General features: G+C 67.2%; 13 protein-coding genes. 11 read left to right on the top strand and 2 right to left on the bottom strand.

Annotated elements, in window-relative coordinates:
- Positions 1–49 precede the first annotated feature (49 nt).
- Together AC5P8C_RS07600 and AC5P8C_RS07605 are read left to right on the top strand one after the other, a co-directional pair.
- On the top strand, positions 50–781 hold the full coding sequence (locus tag AC5P8C_RS07600; RefSeq protein ID WP_019337678.1) for a hypothetical protein: 732 nt from the start codon (positions 50–52) through the stop codon (positions 779–781).
- Entirely contained in the window at positions 769–1,401 is a 633-nt protein-coding gene (locus tag AC5P8C_RS07605) for an HAD family hydrolase (RefSeq protein ID WP_019660688.1), read from the top strand. Before AC5P8C_RS07600 ends, AC5P8C_RS07605 begins: the two co-directional genes overlap by 13 nt.
- Positions 1,402–1,621: 220 nt before the next feature.
- On the opposite strand, the gene AC5P8C_RS07610 is transcribed toward AC5P8C_RS07605, so the two are convergent.
- Complete coding sequence (locus AC5P8C_RS07610; protein WP_019660686.1) at positions 1,622–2,560, bottom strand: carbohydrate kinase family protein; 939 nt, start codon at positions 2,558–2,560, stop codon at positions 1,622–1,624.
- Between the two features lie 283 nt (positions 2,561–2,843).
- Here AC5P8C_RS07610 and AC5P8C_RS07615 point away from each other — a divergent pair, with 283 nt between their 5' ends.
- The 9 genes from AC5P8C_RS07615 to AC5P8C_RS07655 all read left to right on the top strand — a co-directional run bounded on the left by AC5P8C_RS07615 (position 2,844) and on the right by AC5P8C_RS07655 (position 14,744).
- On the top strand, positions 2,844–3,890 hold the full coding sequence (locus AC5P8C_RS07615; protein WP_005419402.1) for a rod shape-determining protein: 1,047 nt from the start codon (positions 2,844–2,846) through the stop codon (positions 3,888–3,890).
- Between the two features lie 121 nt (positions 3,891–4,011).
- The gene (gene mreC, locus AC5P8C_RS07620; RefSeq protein WP_049481455.1) at positions 4,012–5,109 is read left to right on the top strand and encodes a rod shape-determining protein MreC; all 1,098 of its coding nucleotides are present in this window, start codon (positions 4,012–4,014) and stop codon (positions 5,107–5,109) included.
- Entirely contained in the window at positions 5,106–5,591 is a 486-nt protein-coding gene (gene mreD, locus AC5P8C_RS07625) for a rod shape-determining protein MreD (RefSeq protein WP_019660684.1), read from the top strand. Before mreC ends, mreD begins: the two co-directional genes overlap by 4 nt.
- 3 nt (positions 5,592–5,594) lie before the next feature.
- A complete protein-coding gene (gene mrdA, locus AC5P8C_RS07630; RefSeq protein ID WP_021204560.1) occupies positions 5,595–7,667 on the top strand; it encodes a penicillin-binding protein 2 in 2,073 nt (690 codons plus the stop codon).
- Positions 7,664–8,776 (top strand): rod shape-determining protein RodA, encoded by a 1,113-nt coding sequence (gene rodA / locus AC5P8C_RS07635; protein ID WP_019660682.1) that lies wholly within the window; start codon positions 7,664–7,666, stop codon positions 8,774–8,776. Before mrdA ends, rodA (AC5P8C_RS07635) begins: the two co-directional genes overlap by 4 nt.
- 148 nt (positions 8,777–8,924) lie before the next feature.
- Positions 8,925–10,019, top strand: coding sequence for a rod shape-determining protein RodA (gene rodA / locus AC5P8C_RS07640; RefSeq protein WP_495218524.1), 1,095 nt, complete (start codon positions 8,925–8,927; stop codon positions 10,017–10,019).
- A gap of 990 nt (positions 10,020–11,009) precedes the next feature.
- Positions 11,010–12,155: a lytic murein transglycosylase B gene (gene mltB / locus AC5P8C_RS07645; protein ID WP_019660680.1), complete on the top strand. Its 1,146-nt coding sequence runs from the start codon at positions 11,010–11,012 to the stop codon at positions 12,153–12,155.
- Positions 12,152–13,423, top strand: coding sequence for a septal ring lytic transglycosylase RlpA family protein (locus tag AC5P8C_RS07650; RefSeq protein WP_019660679.1), 1,272 nt, complete (start codon positions 12,152–12,154; stop codon positions 13,421–13,423). Before mltB ends, AC5P8C_RS07650 begins: the two co-directional genes overlap by 4 nt.
- Before the next feature lie 100 nt (positions 13,424–13,523).
- Complete coding sequence (locus AC5P8C_RS07655; RefSeq protein ID WP_019660678.1) at positions 13,524–14,744, top strand: D-alanyl-D-alanine carboxypeptidase family protein; 1,221 nt, start codon at positions 13,524–13,526, stop codon at positions 14,742–14,744.
- A gap of 238 nt (positions 14,745–14,982) precedes the next feature.
- Here the strand turns inward: AC5P8C_RS07655 and AC5P8C_RS07660 are convergent, their stop codons facing one another.
- Positions 14,983–16,056: a lipid A deacylase LpxR family protein gene (locus AC5P8C_RS07660; RefSeq protein WP_021203734.1), complete on the bottom strand. Its 1,074-nt coding sequence runs from the start codon at positions 16,054–16,056 to the stop codon at positions 14,983–14,985.
- Positions 16,057–16,058 lie beyond the last annotated feature (2 nt).

Consider the following 16,058-nt stretch of genomic DNA (forward strand, 5'->3'; position numbering starts at 1 on the left):
GCTTTTCGCTGCCGATAGAATCGGGATGCACTCGCAAAGGACCTCCGCCATGAAACGACTGATCCTGCTCACCGCCTGCACGCTGGCGCTGGCCGCCTGCAGCAACCCCGAGGAAGAACGCAAGGCGCAGGAAGCCGCCGCAGCCGCCGTGCAGGCGCAGAAGGAGGCCAAGGCCGAAGACGTGGCCAAGCAGTACGACATGGCCGTGGCCGCGCAGGACTGGGAGCGCGCGCGCCTGCACGGCGCCTCGCTGCTGGACCAGTACAAGGACACCGCGGCCGCCGAGCGCATCGCCGCAGGCTTCGACGAGGTCAAGGCCAAGGGCGATGCCGCGCGCGACCTGCGCCGCATGCAGGCGCTGTGGCAGTACAACCAGATCCCGGTGGGCAACAAGGGCAACCAGGTTTCGGCGCAGATCTACAGCAAGGAACGGGTGGACGTGGATGGCAGCGGCGCCAAGCCGGTGCAGCTGGTGTTCCGCGATCATCCGGAGTGGAAGCGGCATGCGTACCTGGTGCTGCAGGCCGGCGATTTCCGTTGCCCGCAGTGCACGGTGAAAGTGACCGTGGACGACGGCAAGCCGATTTCCATGGCCGCGTGGCGCCCGAAGACCGATGAAGCCATCGCCCTGTTCATCACCGATCAGAAGGCGCTGTGGAAGCTGGCGCGCAAGGGCAAATCGATCAGCATCGAGTTCCCGGTCAAGGCCGGTGGCACCCGCACCGCTGTGTTCGAAACCGGTGGCGTCGACGCCAGCCGCATGCCGCAGTGGTGGCAGTAAGGGTTGCGGCGGGCAGCGCAGTGCACGCGTTGTCCGCGATCCGGCACTGGGTGTTCGACCTGGATGGCACGCTGACCGTCGCCGTGCATGATTTCGCCGCGATCCGCCGCGCGCTGCAGATTGCCGCCGAGGAAGACATCCTTGACCATATTGCGGCCTTGCCGGACGCACCGGCGCAGGCCAAGCGCGCGTGGCTGCTGGATCATGAGCGCGCGCTGGCCCAGGATGCACTGCCGGCACCGGGTGCGGTGAAGCTGCTGCGCGCACTGTCGGCGGCGGGCTGCCGGCTGGGCATCCTGACCCGCAACGATCATGCATTGGCGAAGCTGACGCTGGAGGCGATCGGGGTCGGGGCGTTGTTCGATGACGCCGACATCATCGGCCGCGATGAGGCGGTGCCCAAGCCCTCGCCGGATGGACTGCGGCAGCATCTGCGGCGCTGGGGGACCGGGGCTGAGGAGGCGGTGATGGTCGGCGACCACGCCTATGACCTGGAGTGCGGCCGTGCCGCAGGCACGCACACCGTGCTGGTCAATCTGCCGGAAAATCCGTGGCCGGGCCGTGCCGACTGGCATTTCGCCGATTGCCGCGCCTTGTTGGCTGCCTGGCAGGGCGCCTGATGATGTAGAGCCGAGCCCACGCTCGGCTGCTCTCCGGTCAGATCGCGCTGGCGCGCGCAAGCCGAGCATGGCTCGGCTCTACAGGAATCAAACAGTGTGTCGACCAAGGTCGACACCTACCAACAGCATTCCCAGCAGCGCATCGGCTGGAAAGCCCCCTTGTTGTTCAAGGGGGCGCGCCGAAGGCGCGGGGATAAGGTGGAATGCGCGAGCAATTTGGTTACGCGCTAAGCGCGTAGCCAAATTGCTGCTTGAACTGCTCGTTGAACTCATCGAAGGTGAAGCGCTGGTTCTGCGTGCCCGGGTGTTCGACCTTCAGCGCGCCCATCAGGTTGCCCATGCGGCCGATGGTCAGCCAGTCGTAGCCCTTCTGGATGCCGTAGATCAGGCCGGCGCGGAAGGCGTCGCCACAGCCGGTCGGGTCGACCACGCGGCGCTCGTGCGCCGGCGGGATGTCGTAGCTCTTTTCCGGGGTGTGGATGACCGCACCCTTCGGGCCACGGGTGGTGATGTAGGCCTTGACCCGGCTGACGATCTCCTTTTCGTCCCAGCCGGTGCGCTCCTGCAGCAGGTTCGACTCGTAGTCGTTGACCACCACGTAGTCGGCCTGATCGATGAACGCGCGCAGCTCCGGGCCGTTGAACAGCGGCATGGCCTGGCCCGGGTCGAAGATGAACGGGATGCCGTCCTCGTGGAATTCCTGCGCGTTCTGGATCATGCCTTCGCGGCCGTCCGGGCCGACCAGGCCCAGGGTCACGCCCGGCACGCCACGCACGTGGTTCTCGTAGGAACGCATCATCGCGCCCGGGTGGAAGGCGGTGATCTGGTTGTTGTCGTGATCGGTGGTGATGAACGCCTGCGGGGTGAACAGCTCATCGATCACGCGCACGCGCGACAGGTCGATGCCCAGGCCTTCGAAGTACTCGCGGTACGGGCCGAAGTCCGATCCCACCGTGCCCATCGGGATCGGCTGGCCACCCAGCAGGTGCAGGTTGTAGGCGATGTTGCCGGCGCAGCCGCCGAACTCGCGGCGCATGCGTGGGACCAGGAACGACACGTTCAGGATGTGCACCTTGTCCGGCAGGATGTGATTCTTGAACTGGTCCGGGAACACCATGATGGTGTCGAAGGCAAGAGAACCACAGATCAGAGCGGACATCGATGTAAGCCTATGCGGTGAATTTTGGGGTGGGCCGGCCCGGTTCAGCGGGCAAGCAAACGGCGCCCTTGGGCGCCCGACGGCGCAAAGGTTACCCGCTGGTGCCGCTCAGGGCCAGAACCGGGTGAGACCTGATCAGGCCGAAAGCCTGTGAAGACGCGGGTTCAGCTAGTTTTTTCCTTGCTCGGCGGCAGGCGGGTTGCTAGGCTTGTCGGCCTCGATTTCTGCCCATTTTTTCGCCATCCCGCGGCGGGCACGACACCCCTCAGGACTCCTTCCTCAGATGTTCAAGAAACTCCGTGGCATGTTCTCCAACGACCTGTCCATCGACCTGGGCACGGCCAACACCCTCATCTACGTGCGCGGGCAGGGGATCGTACTGAACGAGCCATCGGTCGTGGCCGTGCGCCAGGACCGTGCCATCGGTGGCACCCGCTCGGTGGCAGCCGTAGGCGCCGAAGCCAAGCAGATGCTGGGCCGTACCCCGGGCCACATCACCACCATCCGCCCGATGAAGGACGGCGTCATCGCCGACTTCACCTACACCGAGGCGATGCTCAAGCACTTCATCAAGAAGGTGCACAAGTCGCGCGTGCTGCGCCCGAGCCCGCGCGTGCTGGTCTGCGTGCCGGCCGGTTCGACCCAGGTCGAGCGCCGCGCGATCAAGGAATCGGCCGAGGAAGCCGGTGCCCGTGACGTGTTCCTGATCGAAGAGCCGATGGCCGCCGCGATCGGCGCCGGCATGCCGGTCACCGAAGCCCGTGGCTCGATGGTCATCGACATCGGGGGCGGCACCACCGAAGTGGCGGTGATCTCGCTCAACGGCATCGTCTATTCGGCCTCGGTCCGCATCGGCGGCGACCGCTTCGACGAGTCCATCACCAACTACGTGCGCCGCAACCACGGCATGCTGATCGGTGAAGCCACCGCCGAGCGCATCAAGGTCGAGCTGGGCTGCGCCTACCCGCAGGCGGAAGTGATCGAGATGGAAATCTCCGGCCGCAACCTCGCCGAGGGCGTGCCGAAGATGATCAAGATCAGCTCCAACGAGGTGCTCGAGGCCCTGCACGAACCGCTGTCGGGCATCGTCAGCGCGGTGAAGCTGGCGCTGGAGCAGACCCCGCCGGAACTGTGCGCCGACGTCGCCGAGCGCGGCATCGTGCTGACCGGTGGCGGCGCCCTGCTGCGCGACCTGGACCGCCTGATCTCCGAGGAAACCGGCCTGCACGTGCAGGTGGCCGACGATCCGCTGACCTGCGTGGCCCGCGGCGGCGGTCGTGCGCTGGAGCTGGTGGACATGCACGGCAACGAGTTCTTTGCGCCGGAATAAGCCGTCCCGGCCGTTCCTGCCCGCCGCGCCCTTCCGGGGTGCGGCCCGCCGTGATGGCGGGCCGGCACCGGCGGGGCGCCCGCGTGTTTCCCTTCCGCCTTCTGCCAGTTGAATCGTTGCCGTGCCGCCCTACGCCGGTCCTCCCGTCGCCTCCCGATCCGGTGATGCCGCCAGCCCCCTGCGGTTGCTGGCCTATCTCGCGTTGGCCATCACGCTGATCGTGCTCGATGACCAGGCCGGCTGGCTGGCGCGCCTGCGCGAGCAGGCCAACAGCCTGGTGCAGCCGGTCTGGGCACTGGCCGGCCTGCCCGGCAAGCTCGGCAACCAGGTCAAGGATTCTGCCGCCAGCCACAGCCAGCTGGTCGCCGAGAACCGCGAACTGCGCAACCAGCTGCTGCTGGCCAACGCGCGCCTGACCCGCCTGCAGACCGCCGCACTGGACAATGCCCAGCTGCGCGAACTGCTGAACGTGGCCGAGCGCAGTGGCCTGGACGTGCAGCTGGCGCCGATCCTGGACATCGACCTGGACCCGGTCAAACAGCGCCTGGTACTCGATGCCGGCAGCCGCGAGGGCGTGCATGTCGGCCAGGCGGTGATCGACGCCGGCGGCCTGATGGGCCAGGTGATCAGCGTCACCGGCGGCACCTCTACCGTGCTGCTGCTGACCGACCCTGACCATGCCGTGCCGGTTACCGTGGCCCGCAACGGCGTTCGCCTGATCGTCTATGGCCGCGGCGACACGCTGGAACTGCGCGATATTCCGCTCAGCGCCGGGGTGGAAGTGGGCGATGAGATCGTCACCTCCGGTCTTGGCGGTCGTTTCCCGGCCGGCTTCCCGGTCGGCACCATCACCGGCCTGCGACCGGACGACACCCATGCGTTCCTGGTCGGCGAACTGAAGCCGGCGGCGCAGCTCGACCGCGGCCGCGACGTGCTGCTGCTGCGCCCGGGCGCGGCGATCCGCATTCCGCCGGAGCTGCGCCTGCAGCTGGAAGAAACCGCCCCGGGTGGCCCGGCCACCGGCGCCACCGTGCCCGTGGGAACCGCGCCAGCGGCAACGACGCCAGCTCCGGTCAGCGCCCCGGTAGTGCCGGCCGCTGGCCGGCAACAGCCCTCGTCGCAAACGAGGTCTGTTGCCCCCGCATCCTCCCCTGATCCTGCTGCTCCGGTAGTGCCGGCCGCTGGCCGGCAACCGACCACGCCGGAGGCGCAGCGATGAGCCGCCTGCGCGACAAGCCATGGGTGCTGCCGGCCAGCCTGGTGGTGGCGCTGCTGCTGGGCCTGCTGCCGTTGCCGGCGCTGCTGCAGCCGCTGCGCCCGTACTGGCTGGCGCTGGTGCTGGCGTACTGGGTCATCGAAGCGCCCGAGCGCGTCGGCCTGGGCATCGCCTTCGCCAGCGGCGTCATCGCCGACCTGCTGTACGGCGGTGTCCTCGGCGAACAGGCACTGCGGCTGGTGATGCTGGCTTTCATCCTGCAGCGCTTCCGCGCGCGCATCCGCTTCTTCCCGATGTCGCAGCAGATGCTGGCCATCGGCGGCCTGCTGTTCAACGACCGCATCGTCAGCGCACTGGTGCACATCCTAGTGGGCGAACCGACCCTGCCGTGGTCGTACTGGTGGGCCCCGCTGCTGGGCATGGGCCTGTGGCCGCTGGTGTTCGTGCTGCTGGACGCGGTGCGCTTCGGCAAGCGCGGGCGCTGAGCCATGATTCCGCGACGCCAGGTCAAGAATCCACACGCCGAAGCCGAGCAGTTCCGCCGTCGCGCGGCGCTCGGTTTCCTGGGCGTGCTGGTCTGCCTGCTGGGGCTGGGCGGCTGGTACTTCAAGCTGCAGGTGCTTGACCACGACGTCTATGCCACGCGCTCGGAAGCCAACCGCATCAAGCCGCGGCCGGTGGTGCCCGGGCGCGGCATGATCTACGACCGCAATGGCCGCCTGCTGGCCGAGAACGTGCCGGCGTTCCGCCTGGACGTGACCCCGGACAAGGTCAAGGACATGGACGCCACCCTGGAAGGGCTGGCGAAGATCATCAGCATCAGCCCGGAAGAGCTGGAAGCGTTCAACAAGTCGCGCAAGGCGCGCCGCAAGTTCCTGCCGGTCACGCTGAAGCTGCGCATGAGCGACGAGGAGATGGCGCGCTTTGCCGTCGACCGCTGGCGTTTCCCGGGGGTCGAGCTGGAACCCTACCTGACCCGGCGCTACCCGTATGGCGATCTGTTCGCGCACATCATCGGCTACGTCGGTCGCGTCGATGACAAGGATCTGGAAATCCTCGGCGAAGGTAATGCCGCGCTGACCCACATCGGCAAATCCGGCCTGGAGCGCTATTACGAGCAGCAGCTGCGTGGCCGGGTCGGCTATGAACAGGTCGAGACCAACGTGCAGGGCCGCGCGATCCGCACCATCGGCCGGGTGGCCGCGCAGTCCGGTGCGGACCTGCGGCTGTCGATCGACGCCGACCTGCAGCGCGCGATGGTGGCTGCCTTCGGCGACCAGGAAGGCTCGGCGGTGGCGATGGACCCGCGTACCGGCGAAGTGCTGGCGATGGTCAGCCTGCCGTCCTACGACCCCAACCTGTTCGTCAACGGCATTTCCCATGCCGACTTCAAGGCATTGAACGAAAACCCGTCGCGGCCGCAGTTCAACCGCCTGGTGCTCGGTGGCGTCGCCCCCGGTTCCACGCTGAAACCCCTGATCGGCCTGGCCGGCCTGGATTCGGGCGTGCGCCGCCCGGAAGACAAGGTGCTGTCCACCGGCATGTTCTACCTGCCCGGCACTTCACGTGGCTGGGGTGATGCGCATCGCGGCGGCCACGGCTGGACCGACCTGCGCAAGTCGATCGCCGAATCGGTCAATACCTATTACTACAAGCTGGCGCTGGACCTGGGCATCGAGCGCTTCGACCATTACATGGAGTACTACGGCTTCGGCCAGCCGACCGGCATCGACCTCACCGGCGAAATCGGCGGCATCCTGCCGTCGCCGGCCTACAAGCGGAAGACCCGCAAGGAAGCCTGGTTCCCGGGCGACACGGTCAACATCAGCATCGGCCAGGGCGACTGGAAGGTCACCCCGCTGCAGCTGGCGCGCGGCGTCAGCGCGCTGGCCGACGGCCAGCTGCGCACCCCGCACCTGGTGATCCAGCAGCGCGAAGGATTCGACAGCGACTGGACGGCAATGCCGGCCGGCGAAAGCAAGCCGATCAGCCCCAACCCCAACAACGTGCAGGCCGTGCGCGAGGGCATGATGGCGACCATGCGGCCCGGCGGCAGCGGCTGGCGCGTGGCGGTGGGTGCGCCGTACGTGATGGCCGGCAAGACCGGTACCGCACAGGTCATCAGCCGCAAGGGCACTGCTGCAGTGAACCCGAAGAGCCTGCCGATGCACCTGCGCCACCGCGCGCTGTTCGTTGGCTTCGCGCCGGTCGAAAACCCGGTGATCGCGATTGCGGTGGCGGTGGAAGGCGGTGGCTACGGTGGTTCAGCCGCGGCGCCGATCGCCCGCAAGGTGTTCGATGCCTACCTGCTGGGCAAGATGCCCGAAGGCATGCAGCCGCTGGACAGCGAGCGCGGCACCACTGCCATCGGTGCCACCGCGTTCGACAACGAAGACGCGAGCGCGCGCCAGGCCGGCGACCTTGCCGCTGCACAGGTGGGAGAACATCCGGTGCTGATCGGCGTGCCTGCACCGGCGCCTGCACCCGCGCCGCAGCCGGATGCGCAGGCCGCCGCGTTGCCGGCCACGCCACGGCCGACCCCTGCGGAGCCCGCCCGATGAGAGTGTTCCTGCGGTGGGCCGGCGACATGCTGCGCCGCTTCTTCAGTACGCTGGACTGGGTGCTGTGCCTGGCCCTCGGCGCGCTGATGGTGATCGGCCTGGCGACCCTGAAGAGTGCCGGAGGCGACAGCCTGGTGATGGCCCAGGGCGCGCGCTTCGCGGTGGGCATGGCGGCGCTGTGGGGCATCTCGCGCGTGCCTATCCTGCGCATCCGCTCGGCCACGCCGATGATCTATGCGATCTCGATGATTCCGTTGCTGGCGGTGTTCGTGCTCGGCACCGGCAAGTACGGCCGGCAGTGGCTGGACCTGAAGTTCTTCTACCTGCAGCCGGCCGAGCTGCTGAAGGTGAGCCTGCCGATGATGGTGGCCTGGTACCTGCACAGGATGCCGCTGCCACCGCGCTTCAATACCGTGCTCGTGGCCTTGGTCATCATCGGCGTACCGACCGGCCTGGTGATGCTGCAGCCGGACTTCGGCACCGGTGTGCTGATCGCCGCCAGTGGCGTGTTCGTGCTGCTGCTGGCAGGCCTGCCGTGGTGGTGGGTCGGGCTGGGCGTAGGCGGCGTGGCCGCGGTCGCGCCGGTGGCCTGGTTCTGGCTGCTGCGGCCGTACCAGAAGGACCGCATCATGATGTTCCTGGACCCGGAAATGGACGCGCTTGGCGCCGGCTGGAACATCATCCAGTCGAAGATCGCGATCGGTTCCGGGGGCTTCGATGGCAAGGGCTGGGGCGAGGGCTCGCAGTCGCACCTGAACTTCATTCCCGAGCAGACCACCGACTTCGCGTTCTCGGTGCTGAGCGAGGAATTCGGCTGGATCGGCGTGGCCACCGTGCTGGCGCTGTACCTGCTGGTGATCGGGCGTTGCCTGTGGATTGCCAGCCAATCGCGCGATTCCTATTCGCGCCTGCTTGCCGGGGCCACCGGACTGGCGTTCTTCGTCTACGTACTGGTCAACGGCGGGATGATTTCCGGCCTGCTGCCGGTGGTGGGCGTGCCGATGCCGCTGATCAGTTACGGCGGTACCTCGGCGGTGTCACTGCTGGCCGGCTTCGGCCTGGTGATGGCGGTGCGCAGCCACAACCCGGTGCACGGCGGCTACGGCTAGCCGCCGCGCTTCCTGCTCCTGATTCGTGTAGAGCCGAGCCATGCTCGGCTGCTTCTGCTGTATGAAAGGCAGTCGGGCATGGCTCGACTCTACAAATGCGGCGCCGCGCTGACAGCTTCATGCAAGCACGCATTGCTACCGTGGCCGTGTGGAATGGAAACGACTGCTTGGCGGCTGCCGTGAGGCGGTGCGCACGATCGATCTGCCGTTGCTGGTTGCGTTGTTGATCCTGATGGGCGTCGGCCTGGCGGTGCTCCACAGCGTGTCCGGCCCCGTGGCCGGGCAGGCGGCGCGCTTTGCCGGTGGCCTGGTGGCGATGTGGCTGCTGTCGCGTGTTTCGCTGCTGCGCCTGCGGGCGTGGACACCAGCGTTGTATGCGTTGTCGATGCTGCCGCTGATGGCGGTCTACGTGGTCGGCACCGGCAAATACGGGCAGCGCTGGCTCAACCTCGGCGTGTTCTACCTGCAACCGTCCGAACTGCTCAAGCTCAGCCTGCCGCTGATGATGGCCTGGTACCTGCATCGCCAACCGCTGCCGCCGTCGCCACGCACGGTACTGACGGCTGCGGTGCTGATCGGCATGCCTGCAGTACTGATCCTGATGCAGCCCAACCTCGGTACCGCAACGCTGGTCACCGCCAGCGGCGTGTTCGCCTTGTTGCTGGCGGGCCTGCACTGGGGATGGGTGGCGACCGGGGCAACAGGGCTTGCGGTGGTCGCACCCCTGGCATGGTTCGGTCTGTTGCGTCAGTACCAGAAGGATCGCGTGCTGACCTTCCTCGATCCGGCGGCAGACCCGCTCGGCACCGGCTGGAACATCCTGCAGTCACGCATCGCGATCGGTTCCGGTGGCTGGCAGGGGCGTGGCTGGGGGCAGGGCACGCAGGCCACGCTGGATTTCCTGCCCGAGTACACCACCGACTTCGCGTTCTCGGTGCTGGCCGAGGAATTCGGCTGGATCGGTGTGGCGACGCTGTTCGCGCTGTACCTGTTCGTGGTCGGACGCTGCCTGTGGATCGCAGTGCACGCACGCGACACGCATGCACGGTTGCTGGCCGGCAGCCTGGGGTTGGCGTTCTTCGTCTACGTGCTGGTGAACGGCGGAATGATTTCCGGCCTGCTGCCGGTGGTAGGCATCCCGATGCCGTTGATCAGCTATGGCGGGACATCGGCGGTCTCGTTGCTGGCCGGCATCGGACTGGTGATGGCGGTGCGTGGGCACCGGCCCGTGCACGGGGGATAGGGTTTCCAGCCAACGGCGCAGCCCCTCGTGGATGACCGCGCAAAGCAGTTCATGGGTGGAGCCGGGTAGATGGGCCGCGCAGGGGACGCTGCAAGTACATCCATGTAAGCTCGGTCGCCGCATCCATGCGGCTCACGCCCCTGCGCAGCCCATCTACCCGGCCACGGACAGGTTCCGTGCGCGTCTACCCACGGAGAAGAAAGAGAAGATCAAAAGCAAAGGCGGCCTGGCGGGTCGCTTCATTGCCTTGTGTAGAGCCGATCCATGCTCGGCTCACGAGCAAGCGCAGCGTCGCGATCCGCTTTTGATCTTCTTTTTCTTCTCCGTGGGTGGCAGACCTCCGAAATCTGTCAGAGGCCGGTCGGGTTGGGTACGCGGGGGTGTCAGCCGCATGGATGCGGCTGCCAAGCCTCCAGGGACGGATTCACGGCGTCCCCCGCGCACCCAACCCGACCGCCCCACCCGCGGCTTCTCCTTTCCGCGACCACCCAGACACCACCCACGAGGGGCTGAGCCGACGGCTGGAAACTTCCTGACTCTGCGCAACGCCGGTTATGGAAGCGTTCTCACAACGCTGCACGACAGCACACCCGCTGACCAAAGTCCGCAAAAAACGTTAGCTGGTTCACATTTTTACGCCGCGTTGATCTTGATCAATGGACTTGTCGTAATCGGCCTGCACAATGGCGGCCCGTTCGGCACGGCGCGCCGTCAATCGATGCAGCGCGAGGGGGCGTCGGGCGGGAGCAGTACTGATCCAACGGGTACAGGGAGCGCGGGGAACTGTCACTGGGGAGCGGCAGCCGCGCAGGTACCGACCGGATCCGGTCGCCGGTTGCGTCTGCGGGGATGGGGACGCAACCGGCCACCTCTATCTGAATGGGGAAGCCCGATCACGACGTCTTCACATTTCCCGCTGAACGGGGGCAAATCGTTGTGATTCATGGTGTTAGGGGTTTTAATTCATCCATGACCTGCTAACCTGCGACGATGATTCGACGCACTCTGGCCTGCATGCTCACCCTCGGCCTGGTCGCCTGCGCGACCCAGCCGAAGTCCCCACCGTCTTCGCCGCAGGCCAGCAGCACGCCGCGCCAGCCGTCCGCCAAGGCCCATGGTCCGGCCGAGGCCGCGCCTGAAGCCGCTGCCGCCACCGCACCGCCGGTCGATCTCACCCCGGTGCCGTTCGAGGTTGCACGGGCCCGCTTCATTGCCGATACCGCCAAGCGCTATGGCCTGAGGCCGGAGCAGATCAGCAGCGTGCTCGACCAGGCGCAGGTGCGCCAGCCGATCATCGCCGCCATGTCGCGTCCGGCCGAACGGGTCAAACCGTGGAACGAATACCGGCCGATGTTCATCAGCAAGGCACGCATCGATGGCGGCCGCGCGTTCCTGGCCCAGCATCGTGTCGAACTGGATCGCGTGCAGCAGCGCACCGGCGTGCCGGCCGAGGTGATCGTGGCGATCATCGGCGTGGAGACCAGTTACGGGAAAAATGCCGGCAACCACCGCGTGCTCGATGCGCTGTACACGCTGGCGTTCTACTACCCGCGCAGTGGCGACCCGGCCAAGCTGGAACGCGAAGTGCGCCGCGAGCTGTTCTTCCGCGATGAGCTGGCCAAGCTGTTCGAGCTGGGCCGTGAGGAAAAGCTGGACATCACCACGCTCAAGGGCAGCTATGCCGGTGCGATGGGCATGGGCCAGTTCATGCCGTCCAGCTATCTCGATTACGCCGTGGACGGTAATGGCGATGGCCGTCGCGACCTGTTCACCAGCTACGACGATGTGTTCTCGTCCATCGCCAATTATTTCGTGAAGAAGGGCGGCTGGGTCCGTGGTGGCCAGGTGGCCGTACCGGCCACGCTGGCGCCGGGTCGCGAGGAGTTCAACCCGACCGAATGGATGCCGACCTGGTCGCTGGCCGACCTGGCCCAGCGCGGCTACCAGCCCAGCGCTGCGGTGCAGCCGGGCGCCACCGCAACGCCGATCACGCTTGAGGGCAGCACCGGCAAGCAGTACTGGCTGGGCTTCCAGAACTACTACGCGATCACCCGCTACAACCTCTCGAAGATGTACGCGATGGCCGTGTTCCAGTTGTCGCAGGCCATCGCCGGACAGGAGCTGCCCCCGGCATGAACATCAGATGGCTGGTCCCGAGCTTGATCGTCCTCGCGCTGGCTGCCTGCAGCAGTGCGCCGAAGAAGCCGGCCACGGCCGGCCACGGTGGCAAGCCCAGCGGCACGGTGGTGCAGGGTCGGGGCTCGCGCCCGGCGCATTGCCCGGAAGGCTCGCCCTATGCCGCGGCCAAGGAAGACCCGAACACGCGCGGCAACTACACCGCCGGGGGGCTGTACAAGCCAGGCGTGCGCGACAGCACCCCGGACTACATTCCCAACGTCGCCTGCATTCCCGAGCCGGAAGTGACCGCCGAAGAGCGTTCGGCCATCGGCAACAAGTCGCCGTACGTGGTGCTGGGCAAGTCGTACAAGGTGCTCGACGACACCCGCAACTATGTCGAGCGCGGTACCGCGTCGTACTACGGCGCCAAGTTCCACGGCCGCCTGACCTCCAACCGCGAGGTCTACGACATGTACCAGTTCACCGCCGCGCACAAGACGCTGCCGCTGCCCAGCTTCGCCCGTGTGACCAACCTGGACAACGGCGAGTCGGTGATTGTGCGCGTCAACGACCGTGGCCCGTTCCATGATGGCCGTGTGGTCGACCTCAGTTATGCCGCCGCAGTGCGGCTGGGCATCACCCAGCGCGGTACCGGCAATGTGGAGGTGCGCGCGTTGCAGCCGGGCGAGGGCAACCTGCTGGCGCAGAAGCCGTCGCGCCGCGAGCGCCGTGCCGCCGAAACGGCTGTCGCGGCGGCCAGTACGCGCCCGGTAACGGCTGCGCGTGCCACCGCCGACAGCGACATCGATCGCCTGGTCAAGCGCCTTCCGGCCGACGCCACGCCTGCGCGTGGCCAGCCGGCCACCACACAGGGCGTGGCCAGCGCGGTGCCGGACGTGGCGGTCAGCAGCCTGCCGCCGAGCGCACCGCCGGTGCGCAGCCCCACAATGGCGCCGGTTGCAGTCGCCAGCGCCGCGCCGCGCACGGTCGCGCCGGCCGCAGTGCGTACGGTGCCCGCCACCGCAGCAGCCCCCAGCCTGTCGCAGCAGGTGGTCGGCGCGGTGATGGTGCAGGTCGCCAGCTTCTCCAGCCGCGACAATGCCAACCGCGCGATGGGCCAGCTCAACGCGGCCGGCATTGTCGGCGCGACCATCAGCGACATCGCCGCCGGTGGCCGCACCCTGTTCCGGCTGCGCGTTCCCGCCAGCGACCATGCCAGTGCCGCGGAACTTGTCGGCCGCATCGCCGGTCTGGGCTTGGGTTCGCCGCAGATCGTCAAGGATTGACCCGCCTGGGCTGGTGCTGCCGGCCCAGGCTCGCCCGGCCTTACAATGGCCGCTTCGTTCCACCCTCCATTCCTGGCCGTCCCCTGGAGCCTGCTGTCCAATGAATTTCCGTTCCGCCGCCACCGCCCTGGCCGCCACCCTGGTGGTGGGCCTGGCTTCCGCCCAGACGCCGCTTCCGACCCCGGCTACGCCTGCGCCTGCCGCCGCCGCTGCCGCCCCGGCCACCGTCGCCACCCCCCCGGCGCCGGTGCCGAGCGTATCCAAGGCCTGGGTGCTGATGGACTACGCCACCGGCCAGGTGCTGGCTGGCGAAAACATCCACGAGCAGCTGGCCCCGGCCAGCATCACCAAGGTGATGACGTCCTACGTGGTTGCCGCCGAGGTCAAGAACGGCAAGGTCCGTGCGGATGACCAGGTGATGATGAGCGAGCGCGCCTGGCGCGAAGGCGGCGCCGGCACCGATGGCAGCTACAGCGGCTTCCCGGTCAACCAGACCGCACGCCTGGAAGACATGGAAAAGGGCATGGCGATCCAGTCCGGCAATGACGCCGCGATCGCCCTGGCCGAGCATGTGGCCGGCAGCGAAGAAGCCTTCGCGTCGCTGATGAACAGCTACGCCGCCAAGATCGGCATGAAGAACTCGCACTTCGTCAACGCCCACGGCCTGACCGCCGAAGGCCACCACAGCACCGCCTATGACCTGGCACTGCTGGGCCGCGCGATGGTGCGTGATTACCCGGAAACCTACGCGTACAACAAGATCAAGGAATTCCAGGTCGGCAACATCAAGCAGCCGAACCGCAACCTGCTGCTGTGGCGAGATGGCAGCGTCGACGGCATCAAGACCGGCCACACCTCCGAAGCCGGTTACTGCCTGATGAGTTCGGCGCAGCGCGGCGACCAGCGCCTGATCGCCGTGGTATTGGGTGGTGCGTCGGAAAAGCAGCGCGCTGATGACAGCCTGGCCCTGCTGAACTGGGGTTTCCGCTTCTTCGAGACCCACCGCCTGTACGAGCCGGGCAAGCCCGTGGCCGAGCACAAGGTCTGGAAGGGCACCGCCGACAAGGTGCAGCTGGGCGTGGCGCAGCCGATGCTGGTCAGCGTGCCGCGCGGCCGCTACAACGACCTGAAGCCGAGCATCGACGTGCCCAAGACCCTGGAGGCACCGTTCACTGCCGGCCAGCAGATCGGCACCGTGAAGGTCACGCTGGACGGCAAGGTCGTCGCCGAAGCGCCGCTGGTCGCCGTGACTGCCGTCGAACAGGCCGGCTTCTTCAAGCGCCTGTGGGACAGCTTCTGGATGTGGTGGGAATCGGAATGATCCACGCCCCGGCGTGGTGAATGAAAAGGCCGGCGTATGCCGGCCTTTTCGTTCCGGGATGTCGGATGCGGATGGGGGGAGTGCCGGCCGCTGGCCGGCTCCCCATGAATCCATCCGGAAATGCGAGAGCCGGCCAGCGGCCGGCACTACCGGCAGCGCCTCACTTGCAGCGAGCGATGCAGTAACCGGTGTGCCGACCAACGGTCGGCACCTACCCGCTTCACCCTCAGCCCCTCGCCTACAGCGAGCGGCTGATGGTGAAGCTGCCGAACACCGGCGATTGGCGCTGGCCGTTGAATTCGCGCGTGCTGTGGTAGCGCGCGGCAGCGAACTTCCAGCGGCCGTACATCACCGCCACGCCGTACCCGCCGTAGGCCACCACATGGCGCTTGTCCACGCTGTGGCTGTTGCGGAAGGTGTTGCCATCTAGCGTGATGTCGCGGATCACCCAGGCAGCGTCGGAGGTCGCGAACAGGTGCCAGGACCACCCGCTTGGGCGGCCGCCGCGGGTCGGCGCCGTGTTCTCACCTGCCGGGCGCAACGGCGTGCTGCCGAAGTCATCCGGCAGCTTCCAGCCGAAGCGCACTTCACCGCCCAAATTGGCCTTGGTTTCCAGGTTGCCGATCGACCCGCCGTAGTGGCTGATCGCGTCCCAACCCCAACCGTCGGCATTGACGCTGGCATCGCCCGGCCAGCGGCGCATGCGCTCATGGGTCAGCATGAACAGTGGTTCGTTGTGCAGCTGGTTGTCCCAACCCTTGAATTTCTCGTCGCCCAACACTTCATGCACGGCATTCTGCACCTGCTTGCCCTGCGCCCACGGGCCGACCACGCCCAGTGTCAGCTGGGTGGTCTGCAGGCGGTCGCCGCTGCGCGCATTGAAACCGAAGTTTGCGATCAGCACGCCGGCGTAAGGGCGGTCGTCCTCGATCAGGTCCCTGCGGCTGAAATCGGTTGGGGTGAAAATCCCCTGGCCGATGCTGAAGATCATGTTCTGCTGTTCGAACCTGCCCGGATGCAGCCCTTCCAGGTACCGGTTCACCCAGCGCGCCATGCGTGGCAGGCAGGGGTCGTCGGTGTAATCGACCAGATTGGGGGAGACCAGGGTCAACAGCGCACCGTTGGTATAGCCCTGATCCTGGTGGCGGCCGCCGAACAGGTCGTTGTCGACGCGGAAATTGACCTGCGGCGGATGGTCGCGCATCGCGTCCGGGCCACATTGTTCGGCCGCCTGGGCGGCAAGCGGGAGGGCAGCAGCCAGCAGGCCGTACAGGCCGAGGGCCGCAAGGCGGCGGTGGGAAGGGGGACTCATTG

It is taken from the genome of Stenotrophomonas sp. YJH_SMC_46, from assembly GCF_059370315.1.

Coding starts and splice junctions, on each gene's coding strand:
- AC5P8C_RS07600 (WP_019337678.1), top strand. CDS start 50: ATGAAACGACTGATCCTGCTCACCGCCTGCACGCTGGCGCTGGCCGCC.
- AC5P8C_RS07610 (WP_019660686.1), bottom strand. CDS start 2,560: ATGTCCGCTCTGATCTGTGGTTCTCTTGCCTTCGACACCATCATGGTG.
- AC5P8C_RS07615 (WP_005419402.1), top strand. CDS start 2,844: ATGTTCAAGAAACTCCGTGGCATGTTCTCCAACGACCTGTCCATCGAC.
- mreD (WP_019660684.1), top strand. CDS start 5,106: ATGAGCCGCCTGCGCGACAAGCCATGGGTGCTGCCGGCCAGCCTGGTG.
- mrdA (WP_021204560.1), top strand. CDS start 5,595: ATGATTCCGCGACGCCAGGTCAAGAATCCACACGCCGAAGCCGAGCAG.
- rodA (WP_019660682.1), top strand. CDS start 7,664: ATGAGAGTGTTCCTGCGGTGGGCCGGCGACATGCTGCGCCGCTTCTTC.
- mltB (WP_019660680.1), top strand. CDS start 11,010: ATGATTCGACGCACTCTGGCCTGCATGCTCACCCTCGGCCTGGTCGCC.
- AC5P8C_RS07650 (WP_019660679.1), top strand. CDS start 12,152: ATGAACATCAGATGGCTGGTCCCGAGCTTGATCGTCCTCGCGCTGGCT.
- AC5P8C_RS07655 (WP_019660678.1), top strand. CDS start 13,524: ATGAATTTCCGTTCCGCCGCCACCGCCCTGGCCGCCACCCTGGTGGTG.
- AC5P8C_RS07660 (WP_021203734.1), bottom strand. CDS start 16,056: ATGAGTCCCCCTTCCCACCGCCGCCTTGCGGCCCTCGGCCTGTACGGC.